This window comes from Tannockella kyphosi (assembly GCF_021054785.1).
Taxonomy (GTDB): Bacteria; Bacillota_I; Bacilli_A; order Erysipelotrichales; family Coprobacillaceae; genus Tannockella; species Tannockella kyphosi.
Map to the genome: position 1 here is coordinate 402,846 of NZ_CP088239.1, position 26,804 is coordinate 429,649.

The window sequence follows — 26,804 nt, forward strand, 5'->3', positions numbered from 1 at the left end:
AAATGTCAAAAATTATTGGAATCGATTTAGGAACAACAAATTCATGTGTAAGTGTTATGGACAATGGAGAAGTAAAAGTAATTACAAATCCTGAAGGAAGTCGTACAACACCATCAGTAGTATCATTTAAAAATGAAGAAATTATTGTTGGAGATGCTGCTAAAAGACAAGCAGTAACAAACATTAATACAATTCAATCTATTAAACGTCATATGGGTACAGGACATAAAACATCAGTAAATGGAAAAGATTATTCACCAGAAGAAATTTCTGCGATGATTTTACAAAACTTAAAAGCAACAGCAGAAGCTTATTTAGGTGAAACTGTATCAAAAGCAGTAGTTACAGTACCTGCATACTTTAATGATGCACAAAGACAAGCAACAAAAGATGCTGGTAAAATTGCTGGATTAGAAGTAGAACGTATTATTAATGAACCAACTGCAGCTGCATTAGCGTTTGGTTTAGATAAACAAGATCAAGAACAAAAAGTATTAGTATATGACTTAGGAGGAGGAACTTTTGATGTTTCTATCTTAGAGTTAGCGGATGGTACATTTGAAGTATTATCTACATCAGGAGATAATCACTTAGGTGGAGATGATTTTGATCAAAAATTAATTGATTGGATTGTTGCTGAATTCAAAAAAGATCAAGGAATTGATTTAAGTGCTGATAAAATGGCAATGCCTCGTGTAAGAGAAGCTGCTGAAAAAGCAAAAAAAGATTTATCAGGAGTAGTGCAAACACAAATTTCATTACCATTTATCTCTGCAGGTGCCGCAGGACCTGTCCATTTAGAATTAACATTAACTAGAGCTAAATTTGATGAATTAACAAAATCATTAGTAGATCGTACAGAAGTACCAGTAAAACAAGCATTAAAAGATGCTGGTATGTCTCCAAGTGAAATTGATCAAGTATTATTAGTTGGTGGATCTACTCGTATTATTGCTGTTCAAGAATCAGTAAAAAGATTATTAGGAAAAGAACCTAATAAATCTGTAAATCCTGATGAAGTAGTATCAATGGGTGCTGCAATTCAAGGTGGAGTTATTGCTGGTGATGTAAAAGGAGTTGTATTATTAGATGTTACACCTTTATCTTTAGGTATTGAAACAATGGGTGGTGTAATGACTGTATTAATCGAAAGAAATACAACAATTCCTACAACAAAGTCACAAGTATTCTCAACTGCAGCTGATAACCAACCAGCAGTAGATATTAATGTATTGCAAGGTGAAAGATCAATGGCAGCTGATAATAAACAATTAGGTTTATTTAAATTAGATGGTATTGAACCTGCAAGAAGAGGAGTTCCTCAAATTGAAGTTACATTCTCAATTGATGTTAATGGTATTGTAAATGTAAAAGCAAAAGATTTAAAAACACAAAAAGAACAATCAATCGTAATTCAAAACTCTACTGGTTTATCAGATGATGAAATTGAACGTATGGTAAATGAAGCAGAAGCTAATAAATCAGAAGATGAAAAGAAACGTAAAGATATTGAAACTAAAAATAAAGCAGAACAAATGATCAATGAAATTGAAAAATCATTAGAAGAACAAGGTGATAAAATTGATGCACAACAAAAAGAAAGTGCTGAAGCATTGAAAAACGAATTAAAAGCTGCTTTAGATGCAAATGACATGGATACATTAGAGGCTAAAATGGCTGAGTTAGAACAAATGGCTCAACAAATGGCAAGCTATGCATATCAACAACAAGGTGATCAAGGGCAACCAGCTGATGGACCAAGTGATGACAATGTAATGGATGCAGAATTCGAAGAAAAGAACTAATCATAAAGCCAAGGCAATGCCTTGGTTTTACGTGGTAATATAAAGGGTGGAAATATGGCAAATAAAAGAGATTATTATGATGTACTAGGGGTTTCTAAAAGTGCATCAGGAGATGAAATAAAGCGTGCGTATCGTAAAAAAGCAAAGGAGTTTCATCCTGATGTAAATAAAGCGGCAGATGCAGAAGCTAATTTTAAAGAATGTGCAGAGGCTTATGAGATTTTATCGGATGCAAACAAAAAAGCAACATATGATAGATATGGACACGCTGCCTTTGAACAAGGTGCTGGTAATGGTGCTGGTGGTGGTTATGGTGGTTTTGACGATGTTGACTTAGGAGATATTTTTGGTTCATTCTTTGGTGGTGGACAACGTCGACAACGTACTGGTCCTCAACGTGGACAAGATCGTTTAATGGAATTAACAATTACTTTTATGGAAGCAATTAATGGTGTTAAAAAAGATGTTAAAATCAATTATGATGCAGCTTGTTCTACTTGTAATGGAACGGGTGCTAAAAGTGCGAGTGATGTAAGTACTTGTTCTAGATGTCGTGGAACAGGTCATGTTCAACAACAAGTGAATTCACCATTTGGGGCAGTAGTACAAACAGTTACTTGTCCTGATTGTGGAGGTACTGGTAAAGTTATTAAAAACAAATGTAATGATTGTCATGGTCGTGGTTATGTAAATAAAACAGTGACTGTTCAATTAGATATTCCAGCAGGAATTGGTAGTGGGCAACAGTTACGTGTAGCTGGAAAAGGTGCTAGAGGAGCAAATGGTGGATCGAATGGTGACTTATTTGTCGAAGTTCGTGTACAAACTCATCAACACTTTACCCGTGATGGGCGTACTATTTATGTAACAGTACCTATTTCTAGTGTGAATGCAACACTTGGTTGTGAAATAGAAGTACCAACAGTATATGGTGATGTGAATTTGAAAATCCCTGCCGGAACGCAATCTGGAAGTAGTTTACGTTTAAAAGGAAAAGGTGTAAAAGATTTAAGAAGTGATTCTTATGGTGATCAAATTGTGAAAGTAAATGTAGAAATACCTACGAAGCTTTCTCATAAAGAAAAAGAACTTTATGATCAATTAGCTAAATTAGACAAAAAAGATTCTATTTTTGATTCTTTTAAAAAATCATTTAAACGATAAAAGAGTGCCGCTAGTGTGGCACTCTTTTTTTTGGGTAAAATAAAAAATGAGAATAAGTTCTCATTTTTATGTATGCTGCTATTTGATTATCCAGCTTTTCTTAAGCTTCTTAGTTCTCTTGTAGAAATTCTTACTTTAGTAGGTTTACCATCTACTAAAATAGTAGCTTTTTGTAAATTGACATTCCATTTTCTTCTGCTAGAGTTTAAAGCATGAGAACGAGTGTTACCAGACATAGGTCCTTTTCCACTGATTTGACATTTTCTTGACATTGTAGTTCTCCCTCCTTTTTTAGTAGTGTTTTAACGTACTTTGCTATGATACCATTGATTTTGTAAAAATGCAATTGTTTTTTTAAAAAAATTGTATATAATATCATTGTAATCAAAAGAAATAATATTTTTATTGAATCAAACAGGATAATTGATAATTTTATTAATATACTGTATAATGTTAAAAAATAGTTAATGGTAGATGGAGGTATATCTATGTTAGAAAAGAATACAAATATGGGAAGTATTACAATTTCTTTAGAAGTAGTTTCAACTGTTACAGGTGGTGCAGCTACTGAATGTTATGGTGTAGTAGGAATGGCTAGTCAAAAGAAATTAAAAGATGGCTTTCATGAATTATTAGGAAAAGAAAATTATTCAAAAGGAATTGAAGTAAAAGATGGTGATACGGGATTAATATTAGATGTCTATATCATTGTTGGTTATGGTGTAAAAATTACTGAGATTATTCACGAAGTACAAAAAAAAGTAAAATATGTTGTTGAATCAACATTGGATTTGCATGTTGAATCTGTTAATATTTTTGTACAAGGAATCAGAGGAATGGAGTAAGAATATTTGATGAAAACGATAAATGGAAAAATGTTTAAAGAAATGGTTATATGTGGAGCTAATAACTTACATAATAATCATTTAGAAATTGATGCTTTAAATGTATTCCCAGTACCAGATGGAGACACAGGAACAAATATGTCTTTAACTTTTACGGCGGGATCAAAAGAAGTATCTACAATGGATACGTTAGATATTTATGCAGTAGCCAAGAAATTATCGAAAGGGTTATTAATGGGAGCACGTGGGAATTCGGGTGTTATCCTTTCACAAATTTTTAGAGGTATTGCAACAGGGTTAGAAGGCTATAGCGAAGTAAATGCAGTACAACTAGCAAATGCTTTAAATAGTGGAACAAAAGTTGCATACAAGGCTGTTATGCGTCCTGTAGAGGGTACTATCTTAACGGTTATTCGTGAATCAAGTGCGGCAGTTGTAGAATATGTGCAAGAAGATATGGATATTGAAGAAATGTTTGATTATTTTATTCAAGCAGCAAAAGTATCTTTAGAAAACACACCAGAATTATTACCTGTTTTAAAAGAAGTAGGTGTAGTTGATAGTGGTGGAGCAGGACTGTTATTAGTATTTGAAGGTTTTGCAAAAGCATTAGCTGGAGAAACAATTGAATATTTAAATGTTCAAGGAACTGGTGAAGTTGAAATGGCTGGAAGTGATATTGAAGGTGGAGAAGATGCCTTTGGTTACTGTACAGAATTCATTGTACGTTTAGAAGATTCTTTAGTTGATAAGTTCAATGAAGAACAATTAAAGAAAGAGTTATCTAGAATTCCTGGAGATAGTATTGTTGTAGTACAAGATGAAGAAATTGTAAAAGTACATGTTCATACTTTAAAACCAGGGGAAGCCTTAAACTTGGCACAAAGATTTGGTGAGTTTATTAAGTTGAAAATTGAAAATATGCAAGAACAACATAATAACATTATCGAAGCAAGCGAACCAACAAAAAAAGAAGCAAAAGAAGTAGGAATTATTTCTGTATGTGCGGGTAAAGGACTAGAAGAAGCTTTCTTATCTTTACATTGTGATTATGTAGTAAGTGGAGGACAAACAATGAATCCTTCTACAGAAGACATGGTTCAAGCAATTCGTGACTTAAATGCGAAACATGTAATTGTTTTACCAAACAATTCAAATATTGTGATGACAGCACAACAATCTGCTACTATTTTAGAAGATGAAATTGATGTTATTGTTATTCCAACAAAAACAATTCCTCAAGGGATGTCAGCATGTGTTATGTATAATCCAGATATTGCTTTAGAAGATAATGTTGCAGAAATGCAAGAAGCTATAAAAAATGTTCAAACAGGGGAAGTAACATTCGCTATTAAAGATACAAATATAGATGGAGTAGAAATTAAAGCCAATGATTATATGGCTATTTGTAATAAAAGTATAGTTGCTTGTAAGCCTAATAAATTACATGCACTTCAAACAGTATTAGAAACACTAGTAGATGATGAAAGTGAATTAATCACTTTAATTGTAGGTGAAGATATTGTTAGTGCGGATGTGGAAGAAATGGAAAGCTATGTAGAAGACCATTTTGATGCTGAAATGGAAGTAGTTTATGGTCTACAACCAGTGTACTCATTTATTGTAGGTGTAGAATAAGATATTGTTTATCAATATCTTTTTTTATTGTTAAAATAGTTATTTTAACAACAATTACAAGAGATTATGGTATTGTAACAACTTATTATTGACATTGTATACAATGTCCTTTAGAATAACGTATAAGATAGTTTTAGGCTATTATATTAAGGGGGAAAAGTTATGTGCGGTTTTATGGCAGTTGATGGGACATTATTAACGAAAGAAGAATTTGAAAAAGAGTTCTCTTTCATACAATATCGTGGTCCTGACCAAAGTGAAGTAATAAAATTAGATGAAGCAATCCTAGGATTCCATCGTCTTGCAATCATGGGATTACATCCTGAAGGGATGCAACCAATGACATTGGATAATAATTATGTTTTATGTAATGGAGAAATTTATAATTTTAGAGCAGTAAAAAAAGAACTAGAAAAACAATTTACTTTTAAATCAGAAAGTGACTGTGAAATTCTTTTACCATTATATTCATTATATAAAGAAGACATGGTTCATCATATTGAAGGTGAGTTTGCACTAGCAATTTATGATGCAACAAATAAAACATGGTTTGCAGCAAGAGATCAATTAGGGATTAGACCATTATTCTATGGTTACCAAGAAAATGGTAAAATAGCTTTTGCATCTGAAATGAAAGCTATTCACAATATTTGTAAAGAAGTACATCCATTCCCTATTGGAAGTTATTACAAAGATGGAGAATTTGTACAATTCTTAGATGTAACAAAAGTAGAAGAATATCAAACAAACATGGATGAAATTCAAAAAAACATTCATGATAAATTAGTAGCTGCTATTGAAAAAAGACTAGATAGTGATGCTCCTGTAGGATTCTTATTAAGTGGAGGATTAGATTCTTCTTTAGTTTGTGCAATAGCACAAAAGCAACTAGATAAACCAATTAAAACATTTGCAGTTGGTATGAAATCAGATGCAATAGATTTACATTATGCTAGAATAGTAGCAGAAGATATTAAAAGTGATCATACAGAATTCTTTATGACACCAACAGAAGTATTAGATTCTATTAAAGAAGTTATTTATCATTTAGAAACATATGATATAACAACAATTCGTGCTAGTATCGGAATGTATATTCTTTGTAAAAACATTCATGAAAAAACAGATATTCGTGTATTATTATCAGGAGAAGTTAGTGATGAATTATTTGGTTATAAATATACTGATTATGCACCTAGTCCTGAAGAATTCCAAGAAGAAAGTGCAAAAAGAATGCGTGAATTATATCAATATGATGTTCTTAGAGCAGATCGTTGTATTGCAGCACATAGTTTAGAAGCTCGTGTTCCTTTTAGTGATTATGATTTTGCGAATTATGTTATGTCAATTGATCCTAAATTAAAAATGAATAGTTATGGTATTGGAAAATACTTATTAAGAAATGCTTTTACTAATGAAGAATTACTTGAAAATATTCGTATGCGTGAAAAAGCAGCATTCTCGGATGCAGTAGGACATTCTATGGTTGATATTATCAAAGAATATGCAGAGGGATTATATACAGATGAAGAATTTGAGTTATTAAGAAAACCTTTCTTAGATTATAATCCACCAATGACAAAAGAAGCGTTATTATATCGTTTAACATTTGTTGAATTATATCCTAATAGAGAAAACTTAATTACTGCTTATTGGTTACCAAATACATCTTGGCCTAACTGTAATGTTACTGATCCAAGTGCTCGTGTTTTACCAAACTATGGTGATAGTGGAAAGTAGACTTTTGTCTACTTTTTTGTTTTCTAACTAAATTTCTTAAAAATGATTGACGATAAGCTGTAAAATTTAAATTGTCTATTTCACATAGTTTAAGGAATTATGGTGTTATTGAGGATGTAATTCTTGACAAATAGAAATATATAATTATATTAGTCCCATGGTAAAGAAATGGGAGGAATAGAAAATGAAAAAGATCTTTGCTTTAGTATTAGTTATACAATTAGTATTTTCACCGTTATCCATATTTGCAGAGGATGACACATCGTCGAATATTGAGATTACTGAATCTGTATTTCCGGATGCATTAGTGAGGGAGATGTTATCTGAATGCGATTGGGATAATGATGGGGTTTTAAGTTCAAATGAACAATCGTCTATTTATTATGTAGAGTACAAAGAGGGAATGAAAGATTTCACAGGATTAGATTTGCTACCTAATATTGCTGGCTTTTCAGCTTATGGCATTACAAGCGACAGTGAAGTTGAATTGGATTTGACATCATTGAAAAACCTAAGAGGAATAAGTATTCTTGATTGTTCAGGGATAAAATCACTTGATATTTCAGGGCTTACCAATTTGGGTAGTCTTTTTGTAAATGGTACTAGCATTTCTGAATTAGATTTGACTGGAATGGTGTCTTTATATTCTTTGGATGTATCTAACAATCCAAATATGACAACATTGGATATTTCAGATAGTAAAAATCTTACGTATATATCTATACACGGTACATCTATTTCTAGTTTAGATTTGTCGAATGTAGATGAATTATATGAATTGGATTGTTCAAATTCAAAAATATCAACAATTGACATTTCTGATTTTGAAAATTTATATACTTTTAAAGCATCGGGTGATAATTTGGTAGAAGTAATTACGAGCGATACAGGAAATTATATTTCTAACGGAGATATTGTAGAAGGGTATACGTTGGATACTTGCGTTACACTAGCTGCTAGTACTTATCAAGCAGGAGATGAGGTAGTTATTCCAGATACGGTAACAGCCATTGGTTATTTTGCATTTGTGGGTGACAATACACCAAGAGTTATTGAAATACCGGAAAGTGTTGATAATGTTTTCGGTAATGCTTTCTATAATTGTACAAACCTAGATACATTGTTATTCGAGGGAGATTCAATAATATTTGATGAATATTCTTTTACAGGGTGTACTAATCTTAGTTCCATATATTTTAGTGGATCAGCTGCTACATTAGCAAAAGAAGAATACTTCTATTATAGTGATACAGATGAGGAGCCTTATTTAATTCGTGAAGGAACTTTCTCTGGTTTAACTGCAACTGTATATTATCCAGAAGGGGATAGTTCATGGGATGAAGTGATTAAAGGTAACTATAGTGGTGATATCACTTGGGTTGCTTGGGATCCTTCAATAGGAATACCAGAAAGTGATACAACAGGCAGTGTTGCTACTGTAACGGTATCACCTACGATAGTAGATACAGCTGCAAACGTAGTTGTTAGTGATGATGCAATTTCTGGCTTAGTGAATAGCTCTGAAAAAACAGTAACTATTGCGGTAGATGTTACAAATGATGTTGAGACAGTAAAAGTGAAAGTTTCAAGTGAAGCTATTGATACATTAATAGCTAGTGATGTGGAAGAAGTGGTAGTTGAATGTGGAATTGCATCATTATCATTGGATAAAGCAACATTAGAAACAATATCAGCTAGTACTTCTGGTGTAATTACATTTAATGTGGAAACAGTAGATACTGCTATTTTAAGTAGTGATATAAAAGAGTTAATTGGAGATAGACCAGTATTTGATTTTTCAATTATTGATGAAGAAGGAACTACAGTTTCTACATTTGGATTGGGTGTTGTTACAGTATCCATTCCTTATGTTTTAGCAGACGGAGAAGTAGCAGAAAATTTAGTTATCTACTATTTAGCAGATAATGGAGATGTTGAAGAAGTAGAAGTTTTAAATTACGATGAAGTAAATGGAGTGGTTACATTTGAAGCTACTCACTTCTCAAGTTATGCAGTAGGATATGCTGAAGCTGATGATGGTATATCGGTACCTGCTACAGGAGATACATTTAACTATACTTTTGTAGTATGTGCAATAATGTCATTAGGAGCTATTTACATATTACGTAAGAAAAGATCAATGAATTAAACAAAAGAATTGCCTCGTAGTTTTAAAACTATGAGGCTTCTATTTGTAAAGAGGAGATAACTATGTTAAAAGAGATTCATTTTTATAACCTGATAAAAATAGGCTTTTTTCTATCTTTGGTATTGATAGGAGGATATTTTGAGTTTGCATCAGGGTTGCTGACTATATATTTTACAGGTTGTTTGTTGTTTGCTTCTAAAGATAAATTTACTTTTAATAAGGATAAGACTATTTATAGTGTTATTATTATTGTTATGATGTATTTACTAGTGATACCATTTTCTACTGATATTAGTATGGGTATTATTGGATTTGTAAAATATTTGCCACTTATTCCAATTGTTTTATTAGTGGCAAAGTTAGAAAAAGAAGAGAAAGAAAACATATTAAAAACAATACCAATTTGTGGGGTATTGATGACGATGTTTTCATTTTTTGTTTCTTTTTTTGAAGGGTTGGATAGCTTTTTTAATGTTAGTGGTCGATATGCAGGATTATTTCAATACCCAAATACTTTTGCTTTGTTTTTATTGATTGGTTTGATTGTTTTAGTACACCAAAAAGAAGACAAAAATAAGTTATATTATATCTATTGTGTGGTCTTAATGGGTGGATTATTTATGTCGGGTAGTAGAACTGGAATGATATTGATGGTATTGAGTTTGTTGATGTCTTGTTTTTTAAAAGAAACTAGAAGAAATGGTATCGTGTTGGGTGTTATTTTAGCAATTGGATGGATGTTTTCTTTGGCATGGGTGGTTTTTAATGGTGAAATAGGAACTATTGGTCGATATCTTACGGCATCTTTATCGTCAAGTACTTTTGTTGGACGTATTTTATATGTAATAGATGCATTACCGGTTATTTTTTCGAATCCGCTTGGCTTGGGATATATGGGTTATCAGTTTTTACAAGGAAGCTTTCAAACAGGTGTTTATAATGTGGCCTATGTTCATAATGATTTTTTGCAATTGTTTTTAGATGTTGGATGGGTTGCGGGAGTTTTATTTATATTGCTTGCTTATCGTGCAATAACATCAAAAGAAAATTGCTCTATGTTTCGGATGATTGCTTTATTTATTTCTTTACATACTTTGTTAGACTTTCATCTTCAGTATATTTCAATCTTTCTAATTTTCATATTAGTGCTAGATTATCAACCTATATCTAAAGTGATAAATAAAAAGAAGAAAAGTAAAATAAAGCAGATTACAGTAAAGAATAAGGTGGTCTATGGATTTGCAGTTGTAAGTATTTTGTTTTCTGGTTATATGGGTAGTGCTTTGTTTTTAGAATACATGAATCAAGATGACTTGTCGTTAACACTTTTTTCGATGAATAGTCGTATTTATATGGATAAAATATATAATACAGTGGATGTGGATGAAGCTAATGAATATGCAAATAAGATTTTAGATAATGGTGATGATAATATGTTAAGTTATCGTGCTAAAGCCGATTGGTATTTTAAGTCAGGAATGGTGGAAGATACAGTAGAGAATAAGCTGAAACAAATTGAATTATCTAAGTATGATTTAGATGCATATAAAGAGTTGATAGAAATGTTAGTGATATTTAAAGATTTATATAATGATAGTGGAGATATGGAAGGGGTTATGTATTGTACAGGAATATTACAATCGATACCTACTATGTTAGAAGAAGTGGAAAATAATACATCTTCTTTAGCATACAAAATAACTGATCAACCTGATTTAGAATTACCTTCTGAATACATTTATTATTGTTATACCAATTAATACTAACTTCTTGTTATATACTAACAAGAAGTTTTATTGGTATATCCTAATGTAATATGATAATATTTGTAAAAGAGGTGAAATCATGGATGAGTTAAAGCTATTGAAAATAAGACAAGATAAAATTGATATTTTACATCAAATGGGTATTCAAACAATAGAAGATTTATATCTTTATTATCCTTATCGTTATGCTATTTTAGAAGCTACACCTCTAACACAAGAAAAATGTACGATAGAAGCTATTTTGTTAGAAAAGCCACAAACTTATTTTCATAGTCGTGTTTCTAGGTTGTTTTTTACTGTTTTATATGAAGAACAACGAATTAAAGTAACTCTTTTTAATCGTCATTTCTTAGCTAAAAGTATGGTGGAAGGAATGAAGATTACTTTGACTGGAAAATATGATGCTAGAAAAGCTAGTTTAGTGGCTAGTGATATTTATTTAAAGCCAATTGATCAGTGTAGTGCGATTACTCCTATCTATTCTTTAAAAGAAGGTATTAATGCAAAGATGCTACAATCTTATATAAAAAAAGCAATGCAATATCAAATGATAGAAGAAGATATTCCTGTATCGTGTGTTCAAAAGTATCGTTTACTATCTAAGTATGAAGCTATTTATAAAATACATTTTCCAGAAGTACAGGAAGATATCCGTCAAGCAATACGTTATTTAAAGTATCGTGAATTCTTTTATTTTCAATTAACAATGCAATATACGACATCTCAAATAACCAAAACGAAAGGAATATCTAAAGAATATGATATTCATAAATTGCAATCATTTATAAAAGATTTGTCTTTTGAATTAACGGGTGATCAATTAGAAGCGGTGGAAGATATTTTAAAAGACTTACAGAGTGATAAAACGATGTATCGTTTTTTACAAGGAGATGTAGGTAGTGGGAAGACAATTGTTGCGACGATAGGAATATATGCTAATTATTTAGCTGGTTTTCAAGGGGCTTTTATGGCACCTACAGAAGTATTAGCAGCACAGCTATATGATTCACTATGTCATACCTTTAAAAACAAAGGCTTACAAGTGGAACTATTAGTAGGTAGTCATACTGCTAAACAAAAAGAAGATATTTATCAGAGGCTTTTAAATGGTCAAATAGATGTATTAGTAGGTACACATGCTTTGTTTCAAGAAAAAGTGGTTTATCAAAATTTAGGATTTATTGTAACAGATGAACAACATCGTTTTGGTGTAAAACAAAGGAAAGCTTTAAAAGACAAAGGAGTACAAGTAGACTTTTTAATTATGTCAGCAACGCCTATTCCTCGTACCTTAGCAATTAGTTTTTATGGGGACATGGATGTTTCTACGATAGAAACAATGCCACAAGGGAGAAAAGAAATTATTACTAAAGTAGTTGCATCTACATCGATGAAGCCTATTTTAACTGAAATAGACGAATATTTACAAAAAGGAGGGCAATGTTATGTGGTTTGTCCTTTAATAGATAAAAGTGAAGCAATTGAATGTAGAGATGTTCAATCTATTTATGATGGAATGGTTTCTTATTTTAAAGATCGTTATCAAATAGGATTATTACATGGTAAAATACAAGATAGTCAAAAAAATGAAATCATGGATAAATTTAAAAATAATGAGATACGAATTTTAGTTTCTACTACAGTGATAGAAGTAGGAATTGATGTAAAGAATGCAAATAGGATTGTTATTTATAATGCCGAGAGATTTGGATTAAGTCAGTTGCATCAGTTAAGAGGAAGAGTAGGTAGAGGGAAAGAACAAGGCTATTGTTATTTGCTATCTACTAGTAGTCAGGAACTATCGAAAGAAAGATTATCTTTCTTAGAAACTTGTCACAATGGTTTTGAAATTTCAAAGTATGATTTATCTTTAAGAGGACCAGGGGATATGCTTGGAAATAGACAAAGTGGTTTACCTAGTTTTTCATTAGGGGATTTGTCAAAAGACATGGTTATTTTGGAATTGGCTAGAAAAGATGTAGTTGACTTTTTTGAAAGAAATAGTCAAGATAGTAGATGGTTATTGTTGTTAGAAAAAATAAGAAAACAATTAGAAAAGAATAATCAATATATAGATTAATATGTTATAATACGGTAATAGGGGTGAAGATAATGAAATTAGCGATTGATGCAATGTCTGGAGATTTAGGAAGTCCAGTAGTAGTGGAAGCTTGTTTATCATTCTTAAAAAAGAATGATAATGTAGAGTTATATGTAGTAGGGAAATTGGATGAGTTATCAGCATTAAAGGATCATCCAAAAGTAACATTAGTAGAAGCAAATGAAGTATTAGAAATGACAGAAAATATTATGGCAATTCGTCGTAAAAAAGAATCAAGTATGGTCCGTGCGATGATGCTTGCTAAAAATGGGGAAGTAGATGGCGTTGTGTCTAGTGGAAATACGGGGGCATTTTATGCTAGTGCAATGTTATTTGTAAAAAGAATAGCAGGTGTTGAAAAGTCATGTTTAATGGCTCGTATGCCGACATTAGATGGTAAAGGTATTTTAATGTTAGATGTAGGTGCTAATAGTGATAATACACCAGAACAATTAGTTTCTTTTGCAGTGATGGGAAATGTATATGCAAAGAATGTGTTGAATATTGAAAAACCAAAAGTTGGTTTATTAAATATTGGTACAGAAGAACACAAAGGAGATGACATGCATCGAGCAGCCTATCATCTATTACAAGAAAAAGAAGGAATTCATTTTATAGGTAATATTGAAGGAAAACATATTTTAGATGGTGATGTAGATATTGTTGTAACAGATGGATTTACTGGAAATGTGTGTATGAAGTCTTTTGAAGGGGCTTCAGCATTATTAATGCAAGGATTAAAAGAAAATATGATGGCGAATACTATTTCAAAAATAGGTGCATTATTTTCAAAAGGAGCATTACGTTCTTTAAAACATACGTTTGATGCAGATAGTGCTGGTGGTGCTCTTTTGATTGGTTTTGAAAAACCAATCGTAAAAGCACATGGAGCAAGTAATGCAGTGGCTTTTGAAAATGGTATTATTTTAACTGCAAACATGGTAGAAAATGATGTAACATCAAAAATTAAGGCAGGGTTAGAATAAATGGAAATAAGTGTATTATTAAATAAATTAGGTATTCCCTATAAAGATATCCATTTATATGTAGAGGCGTTTACACATCCTTCTTATTCAAATGAAAGAGGTCATGGAATGCATGATTATGAGCGTTTGGAGTTTTTAGGAGATGCAGTATTACAATACTATGTATCTGTCTACTTATTTGATTTATATAAGGATATTCCGGAAGGACAATTAACGACATTACGTTCTAAGTTAGTCCGTGAAGAATCTTTAGCTAGATTTGCTAGAGAATTAGATTTAGGTCCTTGTATTTTACTAGGAACAGGTGAAAAGAATAGTGGTGGAGATAATCGAGATAGTGTTTTAGCAAATGTCTTTGAAGCTTTTATGGGAGCAATTAATTTAGATTGTGGACAAGTTGAAGTTTTAAAAATATTAGATCGTACTATTTATAGTCATGTTACCGATATCCATTATGACAATATTACAGATTATAAAACAACACTTCAAGAATTAGTACAAGCAGATTCTCGTAAAACAGTAAATTATCAATTACTATCTTGTATTGGTCCTTCCAATGCTCCTGTATTTAATGTAGCTGTTAAAATGGATGAAATGATTTTAGGAGAAGGAACGGGAACTAGTAAGAAAAAAGCAGAGCAACAAGCAGCAAAATCAGCATTAGAAAAAATGGCAAGATAATAGAGGCATACGCCTATTCTATTATCTTTTTTTTACATATTTTATGTTGGAGGGGATAAAATGTATAATAATTATATGAATATGATGTTTGATAATCAAATGCCAATACCTAGAGAGGTAGAGAAAAATCCTAGAAATAGCAAACCAGGCTATCAAAAAGTAGGAGATATTTTCTTATATGTAGTGCAACCTGGAGATAACTTATATCAATTAGCGAAAATGTTTCAAACACAACCAGAAATCATTTTATGTTTTAATCAGTTAGATATGGCTTGTAAAATACAGCCAGGACAAGAGTTATTAGTACCGGTAGTATATGATTGTATAAATAATAATAGAAATGGGTATGGATTATATTTCTAAAAATGTGATTAGGAATGGATTTTTTTTAAAAAAAAGAGTATGATAGAGAAAATCATTAATTGTAAGGGGAAGAACATGGGTAATTATGTTGGAAGTAAAAGAAATTTAACATTGTTAATGGATTTGTATGAATTAACGATGTCATACAATTATTTTAAACAAGGGAATAAGGATAGAATTGTATATTTTGATATGTTTTATCGTAAAAATCCTGATGATGCAGGATTTGCAATTTTCGCTGGATTACAACAATTAATAGAATGTATTGAACAGCTTCATTTTAGTGAGGGAGATATTGAATATCTTGCCTCTTTACATAAGTTTGATGATGAGTTCTTTGAATATTTACGAACTTTTAAGTTTAATGGATCTGTTTATGCGATAAAAGAGGGGACTCCAGTATTTCCTAACGAACCATTAATCACCATTAAAGCAACCATCATTGAGGCACAGTTAATTGAAACATTATTATTAGTAACTGTAAATCACCAATCATTAATTGCAACCAAAGCATCTCGTATTGTTCAAGAAGCAAAAGGGAGACCAGTATTTGAATTTGGTGCAAGAAGAGCACAAGGATATGATAGTGCTACTTATGGGGCAAGGGCAGCTTATATAGGAGGGGTTAGTGCAACGGCAACTCTTTCGGCAGGTAAAATGTTTAATATCCCTGTAGTAGGTACGATGGCTCATTCATTTGTGCAATCTTTTGATAGTGAATATGAAGCATTTGAAGCTTTTGCGAAAGTATATAGTGATGATTGTATCTTATTAGTAGATACTTATGATACATTAAAGAGTGGAGTACCAAATGCTATTAAAATTGCAAAAGAAGTATTAGCGCCAATGGGTAAAAAACTAAAAGGTATACGTTTAGATAGTGGAGATATTTCTTATTTATCAAAAAGAGCAAGAATGATGTTAGATATAGTAGGATTAACAGATGTTATGATTAGTGCATCTAATTCATTAGATGAATATTTAGTACGTTCTATTTTAGATCAAGGTGCTAAATTAGATTCATTTGGTATTGGTGAAAACTTAATTGTTTCTCGTAGTTCACCTGTATTTGGTGGTGTTTATAAGTTAGTAGCTTTAGAAAAAGATGGAGAAATTGTTCCTAAAATTAAGATTTCTGAAAACACAGAAAAAATCACAAATCCTGGATATAAGAAATTATATCGTTTATTTGAAAAGGAAACGAATAAGGCAATTGCAGACTTAATGACATTCCATGATCAAATAATCGATCCAACTAAAGATTTAGTAATCTATCATCAAACCAATGTATGGAAATCAAAAACATTAGAAGCAAATACTTATTTTGCAAAATCACTACAAGAAGATGTTTTCATTGATGGAAAATGTGTCTATCCACAATATACCCTTCAAGAAATTAGAGAATATAGTGTCGCACAAAAAGAATTATTATGGGATGAAATATTCCGTTTAGAATATCCTCATAGCTACTATGTAGACTTAACAAAAGAATTATTAGATTATAAAATTAAAATGTTAGAACAAAAACGTAAATAATGGAGAATAAAATGATTGTAACTGTTGTAGGTTTAGGTGTTATTGGAGGAAGTTTTGTAAAAGCACTAGATGGGTTAGGATATGAAGTTTATGGAGTTGATACAAACCAAGAAACTTTAGATATGGCAAAACAAGGTGGTTATATTAAAGATGGATTTATAGATGGTAGTGATATTGTTAGTAAAAGTGATTTAACGATTATCTGCTTATATCCTACTTTAGTATTAGATTTTATTAAAAGTATGACTTTTAAAAAAGGGAGTATTATTAGTGATGCAGTTGGAATTAAGTCTTATTTTCTAGAAGAAGCATTGAAATTGATTGATTCTGATGTAGAGTTTGTTAGTGGACATCCAATGGCTGGTAGAGAGAAAAAAGGGTTTTTATATGCTAGTAAGGAAGTATTTCAAAACGCTAATTATATTTTAATAGAACATTTAGAAAATAAAAAAGAAACAATTTCTTTTATGGAGAAGTTTGTTGCGTCTTTAGGATTTAAAAGTGTTAAAATTATGTCTCCAGAAGCACATGATGAGATTATCTCTTTTACTTCTCAATTGCCTCATGCGATTGCTGTTGCATTAATTAATAGTGATCATCAAAAATATGATACAGTAAAATATATTGGAGATTCTTATCGTGATTTAACAAGAATTGCAAATATTAATGAAGATTTGTGGGCTGAGTTATTTTTAAATAATAAAGAGTATTTATTACAGTCAATTGCTTTGTTTGAAAAGGAACTAGATGAAATAAAAGACTTCATTCATACTAAAGATGAACAAGGATTAAAAGAAAAATTCAGAGAATCTTCTCTTCGTCGTCAAAATTTAGAAAAAAAGTTTTAAAATAGAAAAACTAACTTGAAAAGGGTTAGTTTTTTTAAATGTCAATGTTGTAGCGGTTACATTCTTGAAAAAGCTTATAATATATACCTTTTTACACGTTAAATATTTAACTTGAAGTTAGACAATTGCTTGTTAAAAAATTAATTATGAATTCTTGAAAATATAGATAAAATCTATGTTTTTAGGTATTGAATTTGTGAAAATAGAGGAGTATAGTTTAATTATAAGAGGATTTGGGGAGGTATTTATGAAGCATCTTAGTTTTGAGGGTGGAATCCATCCTGGTGATTTTAAAGATATCGCTAAAAACCATGAAATAAAGGAAGTTTTACCTGGTGATATTGTTCTTATTCCATTATCACAACATATTGGAGCTCCCGCTATACCTTTAGTGGAAAAGGGGGATGAAGTATTAGTTGGTCAACTAATTGCAGAAGCTGGAGGGTTTGTTTCGGCTAATGTGCATTCTAGTGTATCAGGTAAAGTGAAGGGGATAAAAAGTAGTTTTAGTACTACTGGCTTTCAAGTTCAATGTATTGAAATTGAAAACAATCATCTATATGAACATGTTTCTTTTGATTCTAGGTTGTTGGAAAATGTAGAAAAGGAAGAAATATTAGAACGTATTAAAAATGCTGGTGTTGTTGGTATGGGTGGAGCTGGTTTTCCTAGTCATGTTAAACTTGCGCCTAAAAACCCAGAAGCAATTGATTGTTTGATTGTGAATGCAGCAGAGTGTGAACCTTATATTACAGCTGATTATCGTTGTATGTTAGAAGCTAGTGATGAATTTTTGTTAGGGATAGAAGTTGTTTTAAAATTGTTTGATAAAGCAGTAGCTTATATAGGTATTGAAGATAATAAAATGGATTGTATTGCACTATTACAAGATAAGTGCAAGGATAAAGATAATATTAAGGTAATTCCTTTAGTAACTAAATATCCTCAAGGAGGAGAAAGACAATTAATTCATGCAATTACAGGTCGTAAGTTAAATAGTTCGATGTTACCTAATGATGTTGGATGTATTGTAAATAATGTAGAAAGTTTTATTGCTATAAAAAAAGCGGTTATCGATGGTATACCAGCTTATCAAAGAATATTGACTTTATCAGGTGATTGTTTACAATCTCCTGGTAATTATCTAATTTCGGTAGGGATGACACATCAAGAGTTAATTGATCAAACGGGAGGATTTGTTCTAACACCTAGTAAAATCATTAGTGGTGGACCAATGATGGGATTTAGTATTTTCCATTTGGATACTCCTTTTACTAAAACATCTTCTTCAATTGTTTGTTTACATGAAGATGTTGTATCCATGTGCGAAAGTAGTGTTTGTATTAATTGTGGACGTTGTGTTTCTGTTTGTCCAAGTAAATTAGTTCCATCTCGTCTTGCTAAGGCAGCTGAAAATGGGGATCAACAAGGATTTATGGATTATCATGGATTAGAATGTATTGAATGTGGTAGTTGTTCTTATGTTTGTCCGGCTAAAAAACATTTAAAACAATCTATTAGTAATGCAAAGAAACAAATAATTGCTAAGAATAGGGGGAAAAAGTAATGGAACATCAATATCATATTTCATCTTCTCCACATATTCGTGATACGTTAACTACAAATAAAATTATGCAGTATGTTATCTTAGCCTTATTACCTACCACATTATTTGGGGTTGTTTACTTTGGGTTAGATGCCGTGATTTTATTAGTACTAACTATTGGAAGTACTGTATTTTTTGAATATTTTTATGAAAAAATATTACATCTACCAATAACTATTAAAGATGGTAGTGCATTTTTAACAGGATTATTATTAGCGATTAACTTACCTGTAAGTGCTCCTTGGTGGATAGGTATTTTAGGTGGTGCATTTGCAATTGTTGTTGTTAAAATGTTGTTTGGTGGTTTAGGACAAAATTTTATGAATCCAGCATTAGGTGCTAGATGCTTTTTGGTGATCTCGTTTACTAGTTATATGACAGATTTTAGTTATGATGCTTTTAGTGGTGCTACACCACTAGCAGAGTTGAAAACAGATGGGATATTGTCTTCTTTTGATTTGATGGATTTGTTTGTTGGGACAATACCTGGAACAATTGGTGAAACTTCAGTGATTGCAATTTTACTAGGAGCAGCTTTCTTAGTTTATAAAAAGGTTATCAGACTTACGATACCTGTAAGTATATTAGTTTCTTTTAGTGCTTTTATTTTATTGTTTGGTAGTTCTTCGCTTGATATTCATTATCTTTTATGTCAATTATGTTCAGGAGGAATTATGTTAGGTGCTTGGTTTATGGCTACTGATTATGTTACTTCTCCAATTAGTGATCAAGGTAGAATCATCTTCGGGATTATTATAGGTTTGTTAATTGGTATTTTTAGGATTTTTGGAGCATCTAGTGAAGGTGTTTCTTATGCGATTATTTTTGCTAATTTATTAGTACCTCTTATTGATAAAATATCTATTCCTAAGCCTTTTGGAAAAGGAGGGCCTAAAAATGGATAAGTCAATGATTAAAAATACAGTTATTTTAACATGTATTACATTAATAGCAGGTTTAGCCTTAGGGATTACTTATGAAGTAACAAAAGAACCTATTGCTAAAGCAAATGAAGAAGCAAAGCAAGAAGCTTATTTAGAGGTTTTTAGTAGTGCTAGTTATTTTGAAGAAATGGATATTGATTTAGAGGAAGTGAATAATATAATAGAGGTAACTTATAGTTCAAAGACTATGGATGAAATAATGTTGGCTTATGATCAAGATGATTTTGTAGGATATGTTTTTACGATTACTAGTCATGATGGATATGGTGGAGATATTACTTATTCAGTCGGAATAACAAAGGAAGGCGTTGTAAATGCAATATCTATTTTATCGATAAGTGAAACGGCGGGACTAGGAATGAATGCTACTGAAGATGCATTTAAAGATCAGTTTAATGAAAAAGTTGTGGATAGTTTTGAGGTTGTGAAAACGACAGTTAGTGAAGATAATCAAATTCAGGCAATTAGTGGAGCAACAGTTACTAGTGAAGCAGTGACTAGTGGTGTTAATGCTTGTTTGTTATGTTTTGAAGATATTTTAGGAGGATTTAACAATGAATAAATGTGTAGAACGTTTAAATAATGGTCTAGTTAAAGAAAATCCTACGTTTGTATTAATGTTAGGGATGTGCCCAACATTAGCAGTTACAACAAGTGCTATCAATGGATTAGGGATGGGACTTACTACGACTGTAGTTTTGGTTATGTCAAATCTAATGATTTCAATGTTACGTAAGATTATTCCTTCGAATCAAAGGGTACCAGCTTTTATAGTAGTGGTTGCTTCATTTGTAACAATGGTTGAATTTTTATTGGAAGGATTTGTCCCTTCGCTATATGATTCACTAGGTATTTATATACCGTTAATTGTAGTTAATTGTATTATTCTAGGAAGAGCAGAGAGTTATGCTTCTAAAAACCCAGTTATTCCATCTATCTTTGATGGATTAGGAATGGGCTTAGGATTTACTTTAGGGTTAACAAGTATTGCAATGGTTCGAGAAATATTGGGAAATGGAACGATCTTTGGACAAACGATTATGCCTAGTTTTTATGAACCGATTACGATTTTTGTTTTAGCACCAGGAGCATTCTTTGTGGTAGGGTGCTTAACAGCATTTCAAAATAAAATGAAAACAAAAAATAAACTAACCGATAAATTAGCATGTAACCAAGGATGTTTAACATGTGCTAATAAATGTGCTAGTCATAAATAGGGGGAGGAAATAATATGGAAAATATATTAGCGGTGACAATTGGTGCTGCCCTCGTAAATAATGTAGTACTTAGTCAGTTTTTAGGGTTGTGTCCTTTTTTAGGGGTTTCTAAAAAAGTAGAAACGGCACTAGGAATGGGTGGAGCAGTTATTTTTGTATTAACATTGGCTTCTTTTGTAACTAGTGTGATTTATCAGTTTGTATTATCTCCACTAGGTTTTGAGTTTTTACAAACGATTGTATTTATTTTAGTGATTGCATGTTTAGTACAGTTTGTAGAAATGTTTTTAAAGAAATCAATGCCTAGTTTGCATTTATCATTGGGTGTTTATTTACCTTTAATTACTACAAACTGTGCAGTATTAGGTGTTGCTATTACGAATGTACAAAATGGTTATTCTATTATGCTTTCTGTTGTAAATGGATTCTTTACAGCAATAGGTTTTACGATTGCAATAGTGATTATGGCAGGTATTCGTGAACGAATTGAATATAATACCTTCCTACCTTCTTGGAAAGGAACTCCGATTGTGCTAATTACCTCAGGGTTAATGGCAATAGCCTTTTATGGCTTTTCGGGATTAATTTAGGTGATGACAATGGATATAATGACAATAATAATGACTGCTATCATTGTAGCAGGAATAGGATTATTTATTGCTATCTTTTTAGAAGTTGCTGGAAAGAAGTTATATGTTGAGGTAGACGAAAGGGTGGAAGCAATTACCCAAGAATTGCCAGGTAATAATTGTGGTGGTTGTGGATATCCAGGATGTGCTAATTTAGCGGGTGCAATTGTGGATGGTAATGCTAAAATTGATGGTTGTCCAGTTGGTGGAAGTAGCGTAGCGGCAATGATTGGTGCAATTATGGGCCAAGATGCGACACAAAAAGAACCATTGGTTGCATTTGTTCATTGTGGTGGTACATGTGATAAGGCAAAACAAGACTATGTATATACGGGTCAAGCTAATTGTCAGATGGTAAAAACAATCGCAAATGGTGGACCTAAAACATGTAATTATGGATGCTTAGGTTTTGGAACATGTAAAGATGCTTGTTCTTTTGGTGCTATTGAAATTGTTAATGGCATAGCAGTAATTAATAAAGATTTATGTAAAGCATGTGGGCAGTGTGTTGGTGTTTGTCCACAAGGATTAATTTCATTAGTAAAACAAAAAGAATCAACAAAGGTGGTTTGTAATTCAAAAGGAAAAGGAAAAGAAGTAATGGTTAGTTGTACAGTTGGTTGTATAGGCTGTGGAATGTGTGCTAGGGTTTGCGAGCAAGGGGCCATTACGATGGTAGATAACTTACCAGTTATTGATGAAGATAAATGTACTCATTGTGGATTATGTATTGAAAAGTGTCCAAAAAAATGTTTAAAAGAAATATAGCTAGTTAGTCACTAGCTATATTTTAATAAATTTTCATTTGTTTGAGTAATTTGATAATCTTTATCAATAAAGATAGCCTCTACATTATCAAGACTTTCTATTAATGTTATTGCTTGGTTTAAACCAAGTGATAAACAAACGGTACTTAATACATCTGCTTGTAAAGAATTATCACAGATAATAGTAACACTCAGTAAATCATTGTCGATAGGATAACCGGTATAAGGATCTAAAATATGATGATATATAGTGTCATTGCTTTCAAAATATCTTTCATAAATACCAGAAGTAACAACAGATAAATCATTTATTTCTAAATAACCAATCATTTCATTTTCTTCAAAAGGAACTTGTATCGCAATATTAAAATTATTTTTATCCGTATTTTGACCAATAGTAAGAATATTCCCACCTAAATTAATAATAGCACTCGTAACACCATTATCTTGTAGATAAATCTTTATTTGATCACTAATATAGCCTTTTGCAAGAGCTCCTAATTCAATACTTGCTTGGCTATTTAATAAAGTGACATCATTTCCTTCTATTTGAATACAAGTGTAATCCACTAGTGTGATAGCTTCCTCTATTTCTTCTTGACTAGGGACACTAGGATCTTCTCCTGTAAAGTCCCATAAATCACTTAATGGTTTCACTGTAATATCAAACATTCCATTAGTTAATTGACTATATTCAATAGCTGTTTGTAATAAATAAATAGTTTCATCACTAAGACTAACTGTATTACCATTAGCATTATTTAAGATACTAACTTCACTAGTCTCAATACTTTGAGACCAAAGACTTTCATAATATGCACAGATATCAATAGCACCATCTAATAAGGATTCATCATCACTGTCATATATTTGAATTGTGATAATTGTATCTAATAAAAAAGCACTCTTTGATATAGGGTCACTTTGAGAACAACCAGTTAGATGGATGGTTATCAAACAAAGTAAGATAATATTTATTTTTCTCATGAAATCACTTCCTTTTTAATATTATATCATGTTTCAAAGAAGCTTGGGCAATATTATAAAAATGTGTTAAACTTAAAAAGAGGTATAAAATGAAAAGAAATGATTGGATATTAATAATAGGAATAGTTTTACTAGCAAGTATCGTATCTTTATACTTAGTTGTTTTCACGTCGCCAGGAACTAGTGTTATTATTAGTGTACAAGGAGAATTCTTTGGGGAATATGATATTACAGAAAATCAAGAAATAGTAATTGATGACTGTAATGTGATTTGTATTGAGGATGGAAAAGTATCCATGGTGAGTGCTGACTGTCCTGATCATTTATGCATTCAACAAGGTGAAATAGAATTGGTGGGAGAAAGTATTATTTGTTTACCAAACCAGGTAATCGTTAGTATCGAAGGAAATGATACACAAATTGATGCAGTTGCAAAGTAGGTGAGAAAATGACAAAAAAAATAACTAGTGTTGCAATGTTTGCTTGTGTCGCATTACTTTGTAGCTATATAGAAATGATGATACCAAACCCTTTTGCAATGCAAGGGATAAAATTAGGATTGGCCAATAGCGTGGTGTTATTTAGTATTTATTACTTCTCTTTTCGAGAAGCATATATGATTAGTGTAGTAAGAGTGGTTTTAGTTAGTCTTCTTTTCGGTAGTTTCTTTGGTTTGGCGTTTAGTTTAGCGGGATGTACGATTAGTATGATAGCGATGTATTTGGCTTATCGTAGTAAGTTATTTAGTATCGTAGGAAATAGTATAATAGGTGCTGTTTTTCATAATATTGGGCAATTGTTAGTAGCAATGATTTTATTAGAGAGTATTTCTGTCATTTATTATTTTGTTGGTTTGTTAATAAGTGGTGTTATTAGTGGATGCTTGATAGGATTGCTCTGCCAAAAGGTAGTAAAACAAATAAAAAGACAATGATTATTCAATCGTTGTCTTTTTCAGTTTGAATATAAATAAGTTAATGACGATAAATAATAAAGATCCCTTACATATCGTAGAAATGGATACTGCCCACCAAACTCCATTTAAACCTAGTGCAGTACTACACAATATCATTGCCATTGGGATACGTAATCCAGTACAAACTGTACTAATAATAGCAGGATATGCTGTTTTACCAAAAGCATTCAACGTCCCGGTTGATAATATCTCATAACACATAAATAATTGAGAAACACTTAAGATTACTAAATAATCAACACCCATTTGAATTACTTCTGGTTCTGTTAAGAAAATAGAGATAATTGGTTTTGATCCAAAGAATAATAATAAACTAGCAAAGATTCCAATAGCACCTAAAATAAGTGCAGATTGATAAAATCCTTTCACAGCCCTTTTTATATTTTTAGCACCATAGTTTTGAGCTACAAAACTATTCACTGCAATAGCAAAGCCATCCGCGGTCATCCAAGAAATAGATTCTATTTGAGATCCAATTCTTTGAACTGCAATTGCTTCATCTCCAAAACTAGCAACAATTTTAGATAAATAAATAGAAATCAAAGGAAATACAGTATTTTGTAATGTTGTTGGAAATCCTAATTTGATAATTTTTAAACATTTTTCACCACTTGGTAAAGAAAACAAATGAACATGATTAAATAAATGTGTATCTTTATATGCATGATAAGCAAGAATACTAAAAACAATAAATTGAGCAGTTACAGTAGCAATGGCTGCTCCTAAAACACCTAATGTTGGAAAACCAAACCAACCAAATATTAAAATAGGGTCCATAATAATATTAAATACTAAACCAACAGTAGTAGCCATAAATGGGGTTTTACTATCTCCAGTAGTAGTAATTAATGCTGTTAATAATTTACTTAATAAAGAAAAACAAATAAGTCCACCTGTCACTTGAATATAGGCAATAGAATCTAAAATGATATCTTGACTTGATAACTCAAAGAAACCAACTAATGGTTTAGCAAAAAAGAAATACAAACACCCTAATAGAAAACTAACTAAAAAACTCAAACAAATAGCGGCATGTGCAAAATCAGCTGCTTCTTTTATCTTTTTAGCTCCTAAGTTTTGTGCAACATAAACTTGACCACCTAATTGTGCAATCGTATGAATACCTTGGCTCAACCAAATGAATAATCCTCCAGTACCAATACTTGCTATTGCTCCAGCACCTAATTTACCAATCCATACCATATCAATCAAATTATAAGCCATTTGTAAAAAGCTCATTCCCATTAAGGGTAATGACAATTTTGTTAAAGAAATGGCAATCGGGCCATTTAATAAATCAACTCTTTTTTTAGACATCTTGTACTTCCTCTTTTCATCTCAACTATTATATAGCTAGACTGTTTAAATGTAAATACATTGTTAGAATCAAAGGTTTTATATATTAAACAAAAAGTTTAAAAAAACTATTGCTTTTTGTCTAGAAGGAAGTATAATATGTTTGTTCGATAAATAAAACAAATAGTTCTATTAATGAAACAAGGAGGAAGATGTATGGAAATAGGTGCGAAGATAAAACGGTTAAGATTAGCGAATCATTTAACGTTAGAAGAACTTGCAAATCGTAGTGAATTGACAAAAGGTTTTTTATCTCAATTAGAAAGAGACTTAACATCCCCTTCGATTACTACATTAGAGTATATTCTAGAAGCCCTTGGTACAAACCTCCAAGAGTTTTTTAATGAAAAGCAGGAAGAACAAATAGTTTTCAAAAAAGATGACTTTTTTGAAAATGAACAATCAGGATATACAATATCGTATATTGTTCCTAATGCTCAAAAGAATGAAATGGAACCAATTTTATTATCGCTTGATTCTGGTGCTACATCGATGGTTTTAGAGCCAGATGACGGACAAGAGTTTGGATATGTTATCCAAGGAAAAGTAAGTTTAAACTATGGAGAAAAAGTGTTAACTTTGCGTAAAGGGGAAACTTTTTATATTAAAAGTGGTTTAAGACATTTTATAAAAAATACAGGAGATAGTGTGGCTAAGGTGATCTGGGTATCAACACCACCAATATTTTAAGGAGAATAAC

The 26,804-nt window shown here is 31.4% G+C and carries 25 protein-coding genes; 22 read left to right on the forward strand and 3 right to left on the reverse strand.

The window, feature by feature from the left end; translation table 11 throughout:
- Positions 1-2 precede the first annotated feature (2 nt).
- Together dnaK and dnaJ are read left to right on the forward strand one after the other, a co-directional pair.
- On the forward strand, positions 3-1,805 hold the full coding sequence (gene dnaK / locus LRR82_RS02150; RefSeq protein ID WP_249029873.1) for a molecular chaperone DnaK: 1,803 nt from the start codon (positions 3-5) through the stop codon (positions 1,803-1,805).
- A 54-nt stretch (positions 1,806-1,859) separates the two neighbouring features.
- Positions 1,860-2,969, forward strand: coding sequence for a molecular chaperone DnaJ (gene dnaJ / locus LRR82_RS02155; RefSeq protein ID WP_249029874.1), 1,110 nt, complete (start codon positions 1,860-1,862; stop codon positions 2,967-2,969).
- Between the two features lie 86 nt (positions 2,970-3,055).
- On the opposite strand, the gene rpmB is transcribed toward dnaJ, so the two are convergent.
- Positions 3,056-3,241: a 50S ribosomal protein L28 gene (gene rpmB / locus LRR82_RS02160; RefSeq protein ID WP_249029875.1), complete on the reverse strand. Its 186-nt coding sequence runs from the start codon at positions 3,239-3,241 to the stop codon at positions 3,056-3,058.
- Between the two features lie 216 nt (positions 3,242-3,457).
- Between rpmB and LRR82_RS02165 the strand changes: the two genes are divergently transcribed.
- From LRR82_RS02165 to LRR82_RS02245, 17 genes are all read left to right on the forward strand, one after another.
- Positions 3,458-3,814 carry an Asp23/Gls24 family envelope stress response protein gene (locus LRR82_RS02165; protein ID WP_249029876.1) on the forward strand — a complete coding sequence of 119 codons (357 nt, stop codon included), beginning with the start codon at positions 3,458-3,460 and terminating at the stop codon, positions 3,812-3,814.
- 9 nt (positions 3,815-3,823) lie between these two features.
- Positions 3,824-5,452, forward strand: coding sequence for a DAK2 domain-containing protein (locus tag LRR82_RS02170; protein WP_249029877.1), 1,629 nt, complete (start codon positions 3,824-3,826; stop codon positions 5,450-5,452).
- Positions 5,453-5,614: 162 nt separating this feature from the next.
- Positions 5,615-7,192: an asparagine synthase B gene (asnB, locus tag LRR82_RS02175; protein ID WP_249029878.1), complete on the forward strand. Its 1,578-nt coding sequence runs from the start codon at positions 5,615-5,617 to the stop codon at positions 7,190-7,192.
- Positions 7,193-7,376: 184 nt separating this feature from the next.
- Complete coding sequence (locus LRR82_RS02180; protein WP_249029879.1) at positions 7,377-9,341, forward strand: leucine-rich repeat domain-containing protein; 1,965 nt, start codon at positions 7,377-7,379, stop codon at positions 9,339-9,341.
- Between the two features lie 62 nt (positions 9,342-9,403).
- The gene (locus LRR82_RS02185; protein WP_249029880.1) at positions 9,404-11,101 is read left to right on the forward strand and encodes an O-antigen ligase family protein; all 1,698 of its coding nucleotides are present in this window, start codon (positions 9,404-9,406) and stop codon (positions 11,099-11,101) included.
- Positions 11,102-11,186: 85 nt separating this feature from the next.
- Positions 11,187-13,187, forward strand: a complete 2,001-nt coding sequence (gene recG, locus LRR82_RS02190; RefSeq protein ID WP_249029881.1) for an ATP-dependent DNA helicase RecG — start codon at positions 11,187-11,189, stop codon at positions 13,185-13,187.
- Between the two features lie 32 nt (positions 13,188-13,219).
- Positions 13,220-14,194 (forward strand): phosphate acyltransferase PlsX, encoded by a 975-nt coding sequence (gene plsX / locus LRR82_RS02195; protein ID WP_249029882.1) that lies wholly within the window; start codon positions 13,220-13,222, stop codon positions 14,192-14,194.
- On the forward strand, positions 14,195-14,875 hold the full coding sequence (rnc, locus tag LRR82_RS02200) for a ribonuclease III (protein WP_249029883.1): 681 nt from the start codon (positions 14,195-14,197) through the stop codon (positions 14,873-14,875).
- Between the two features lie 60 nt (positions 14,876-14,935).
- Entirely contained in the window at positions 14,936-15,238 is a 303-nt protein-coding gene (locus LRR82_RS02205) for a LysM peptidoglycan-binding domain-containing protein (RefSeq protein WP_249029884.1), read from the forward strand.
- Between the two features lie 75 nt (positions 15,239-15,313).
- A complete protein-coding gene (locus LRR82_RS02210) occupies positions 15,314-16,774 on the forward strand; it encodes a nicotinate phosphoribosyltransferase (RefSeq protein WP_249029885.1) in 1,461 nt (486 codons plus the stop codon).
- An 11-nt stretch (positions 16,775-16,785) separates the two neighbouring features.
- Positions 16,786-17,622: a prephenate dehydrogenase gene (locus LRR82_RS02215; protein ID WP_249029886.1), complete on the forward strand. Its 837-nt coding sequence runs from the start codon at positions 16,786-16,788 to the stop codon at positions 17,620-17,622.
- A 247-nt stretch (positions 17,623-17,869) separates the two neighbouring features.
- Complete coding sequence (rsxC, locus tag LRR82_RS02220) at positions 17,870-19,189, forward strand: electron transport complex subunit RsxC (RefSeq protein WP_249029887.1); 1,320 nt, start codon at positions 17,870-17,872, stop codon at positions 19,187-19,189.
- Positions 19,189-20,133, forward strand: coding sequence for an RnfABCDGE type electron transport complex subunit D (locus LRR82_RS02225; protein WP_249029888.1), 945 nt, complete (start codon positions 19,189-19,191; stop codon positions 20,131-20,133). The genes rsxC and LRR82_RS02225 overlap by 1 nt, the downstream gene beginning before the upstream one ends.
- Complete coding sequence (locus LRR82_RS02230; protein ID WP_249029889.1) at positions 20,126-20,734, forward strand: RnfABCDGE type electron transport complex subunit G; 609 nt, start codon at positions 20,126-20,128, stop codon at positions 20,732-20,734. The genes LRR82_RS02225 and LRR82_RS02230 overlap by 8 nt, the downstream gene beginning before the upstream one ends.
- A complete protein-coding gene (gene rsxE, locus LRR82_RS02235) occupies positions 20,727-21,389 on the forward strand; it encodes an electron transport complex subunit RsxE (protein WP_249029890.1) in 663 nt (220 codons plus the stop codon). The genes LRR82_RS02230 and rsxE overlap by 8 nt, the downstream gene beginning before the upstream one ends.
- 14 nt (positions 21,390-21,403) lie before the next feature.
- Entirely contained in the window at positions 21,404-21,979 is a 576-nt protein-coding gene (locus LRR82_RS02240) for an electron transport complex protein RnfA (protein WP_249029891.1), read from the forward strand.
- 9 nt (positions 21,980-21,988) lie between these two features.
- Positions 21,989-22,786: an RnfABCDGE type electron transport complex subunit B gene (locus tag LRR82_RS02245; RefSeq protein WP_249029892.1), complete on the forward strand. Its 798-nt coding sequence runs from the start codon at positions 21,989-21,991 to the stop codon at positions 22,784-22,786.
- Between the two features lie 11 nt (positions 22,787-22,797).
- Here the strand turns inward: LRR82_RS02245 and LRR82_RS02250 are convergent, their stop codons facing one another.
- Positions 22,798-23,772: an FAD:protein FMN transferase gene (locus LRR82_RS02250; protein ID WP_249029893.1), complete on the reverse strand. Its 975-nt coding sequence runs from the start codon at positions 23,770-23,772 to the stop codon at positions 22,798-22,800.
- Positions 23,773-23,861: 89 nt separating this feature from the next.
- On the opposite strand from LRR82_RS02250, the gene LRR82_RS02255 reads away from it, so the two are divergent.
- Together LRR82_RS02255 and LRR82_RS02260 are read left to right on the forward strand one after the other, a co-directional pair.
- Complete coding sequence (locus LRR82_RS02255) at positions 23,862-24,212, forward strand: NusG domain II-containing protein (RefSeq protein WP_249029894.1); 351 nt, start codon at positions 23,862-23,864, stop codon at positions 24,210-24,212.
- Between the two features lie 8 nt (positions 24,213-24,220).
- A complete protein-coding gene (locus tag LRR82_RS02260) occupies positions 24,221-24,706 on the forward strand; it encodes a Gx transporter family protein (protein ID WP_249029895.1) in 486 nt (161 codons plus the stop codon).
- Here LRR82_RS02260 and LRR82_RS02265 read toward each other — a convergent pair whose 3' ends face one another.
- The gene (locus LRR82_RS02265; RefSeq protein WP_249029896.1) at positions 24,707-26,065 is read right to left on the reverse strand and encodes an MATE family efflux transporter; all 1,359 of its coding nucleotides are present in this window, start codon (positions 26,063-26,065) and stop codon (positions 24,707-24,709) included.
- Between the two features lie 195 nt (positions 26,066-26,260).
- On the opposite strand from LRR82_RS02265, the gene LRR82_RS02270 reads away from it, so the two are divergent.
- Complete coding sequence (locus tag LRR82_RS02270; RefSeq protein WP_249029897.1) at positions 26,261-26,794, forward strand: helix-turn-helix domain-containing protein; 534 nt, start codon at positions 26,261-26,263, stop codon at positions 26,792-26,794.
- Positions 26,795-26,804: the final 10 nt, after the last annotated feature.

Bases quoted from the DNA above. Each gene is read 5' to 3' on its own strand.
- dnaK (WP_249029873.1), top strand. From the start codon at position 3: ATGTCAAAAATTATTGGAATCGATTTAGGAACAACAAATTCATGTGTA.
- dnaJ (WP_249029874.1), top strand. From the start codon at position 1,860: ATGGCAAATAAAAGAGATTATTATGATGTACTAGGGGTTTCTAAAAGT.
- rpmB (WP_249029875.1), bottom strand. From the start codon at position 3,241: ATGTCAAGAAAATGTCAAATCAGTGGAAAAGGACCTATGTCTGGTAAC.
- LRR82_RS02165 (WP_249029876.1), top strand. From the start codon at position 3,458: ATGTTAGAAAAGAATACAAATATGGGAAGTATTACAATTTCTTTAGAA.
- LRR82_RS02170 (WP_249029877.1), top strand. From the start codon at position 3,824: ATGAAAACGATAAATGGAAAAATGTTTAAAGAAATGGTTATATGTGGA.
- asnB (WP_249029878.1), top strand. From the start codon at position 5,615: ATGTGCGGTTTTATGGCAGTTGATGGGACATTATTAACGAAAGAAGAA.
- LRR82_RS02180 (WP_249029879.1), top strand. From the start codon at position 7,377: ATGAAAAAGATCTTTGCTTTAGTATTAGTTATACAATTAGTATTTTCA.
- LRR82_RS02185 (WP_249029880.1), top strand. From the start codon at position 9,404: ATGTTAAAAGAGATTCATTTTTATAACCTGATAAAAATAGGCTTTTTT.
- recG (WP_249029881.1), top strand. From the start codon at position 11,187: ATGGATGAGTTAAAGCTATTGAAAATAAGACAAGATAAAATTGATATT.
- plsX (WP_249029882.1), top strand. From the start codon at position 13,220: ATGAAATTAGCGATTGATGCAATGTCTGGAGATTTAGGAAGTCCAGTA.
- rnc (WP_249029883.1), top strand. From the start codon at position 14,195: ATGGAAATAAGTGTATTATTAAATAAATTAGGTATTCCCTATAAAGAT.
- LRR82_RS02205 (WP_249029884.1), top strand. From the start codon at position 14,936: ATGTATAATAATTATATGAATATGATGTTTGATAATCAAATGCCAATA.
- LRR82_RS02210 (WP_249029885.1), top strand. From the start codon at position 15,314: ATGGGTAATTATGTTGGAAGTAAAAGAAATTTAACATTGTTAATGGAT.
- LRR82_RS02215 (WP_249029886.1), top strand. From the start codon at position 16,786: ATGATTGTAACTGTTGTAGGTTTAGGTGTTATTGGAGGAAGTTTTGTA.
- rsxC (WP_249029887.1), top strand. From the start codon at position 17,870: ATGAAGCATCTTAGTTTTGAGGGTGGAATCCATCCTGGTGATTTTAAA.
- LRR82_RS02225 (WP_249029888.1), top strand. From the start codon at position 19,189: ATGGAACATCAATATCATATTTCATCTTCTCCACATATTCGTGATACG.
- LRR82_RS02230 (WP_249029889.1), top strand. From the start codon at position 20,126: ATGGATAAGTCAATGATTAAAAATACAGTTATTTTAACATGTATTACA.
- rsxE (WP_249029890.1), top strand. From the start codon at position 20,727: ATGAATAAATGTGTAGAACGTTTAAATAATGGTCTAGTTAAAGAAAAT.
- LRR82_RS02240 (WP_249029891.1), top strand. From the start codon at position 21,404: ATGGAAAATATATTAGCGGTGACAATTGGTGCTGCCCTCGTAAATAAT.
- LRR82_RS02245 (WP_249029892.1), top strand. From the start codon at position 21,989: ATGGATATAATGACAATAATAATGACTGCTATCATTGTAGCAGGAATA.
- LRR82_RS02250 (WP_249029893.1), bottom strand. From the start codon at position 23,772: ATGAGAAAAATAAATATTATCTTACTTTGTTTGATAACCATCCATCTA.
- LRR82_RS02255 (WP_249029894.1), top strand. From the start codon at position 23,862: ATGAAAAGAAATGATTGGATATTAATAATAGGAATAGTTTTACTAGCA.
- LRR82_RS02260 (WP_249029895.1), top strand. From the start codon at position 24,221: ATGACAAAAAAAATAACTAGTGTTGCAATGTTTGCTTGTGTCGCATTA.
- LRR82_RS02265 (WP_249029896.1), bottom strand. From the start codon at position 26,065: ATGTCTAAAAAAAGAGTTGATTTATTAAATGGCCCGATTGCCATTTCT.
- LRR82_RS02270 (WP_249029897.1), top strand. From the start codon at position 26,261: ATGGAAATAGGTGCGAAGATAAAACGGTTAAGATTAGCGAATCATTTA.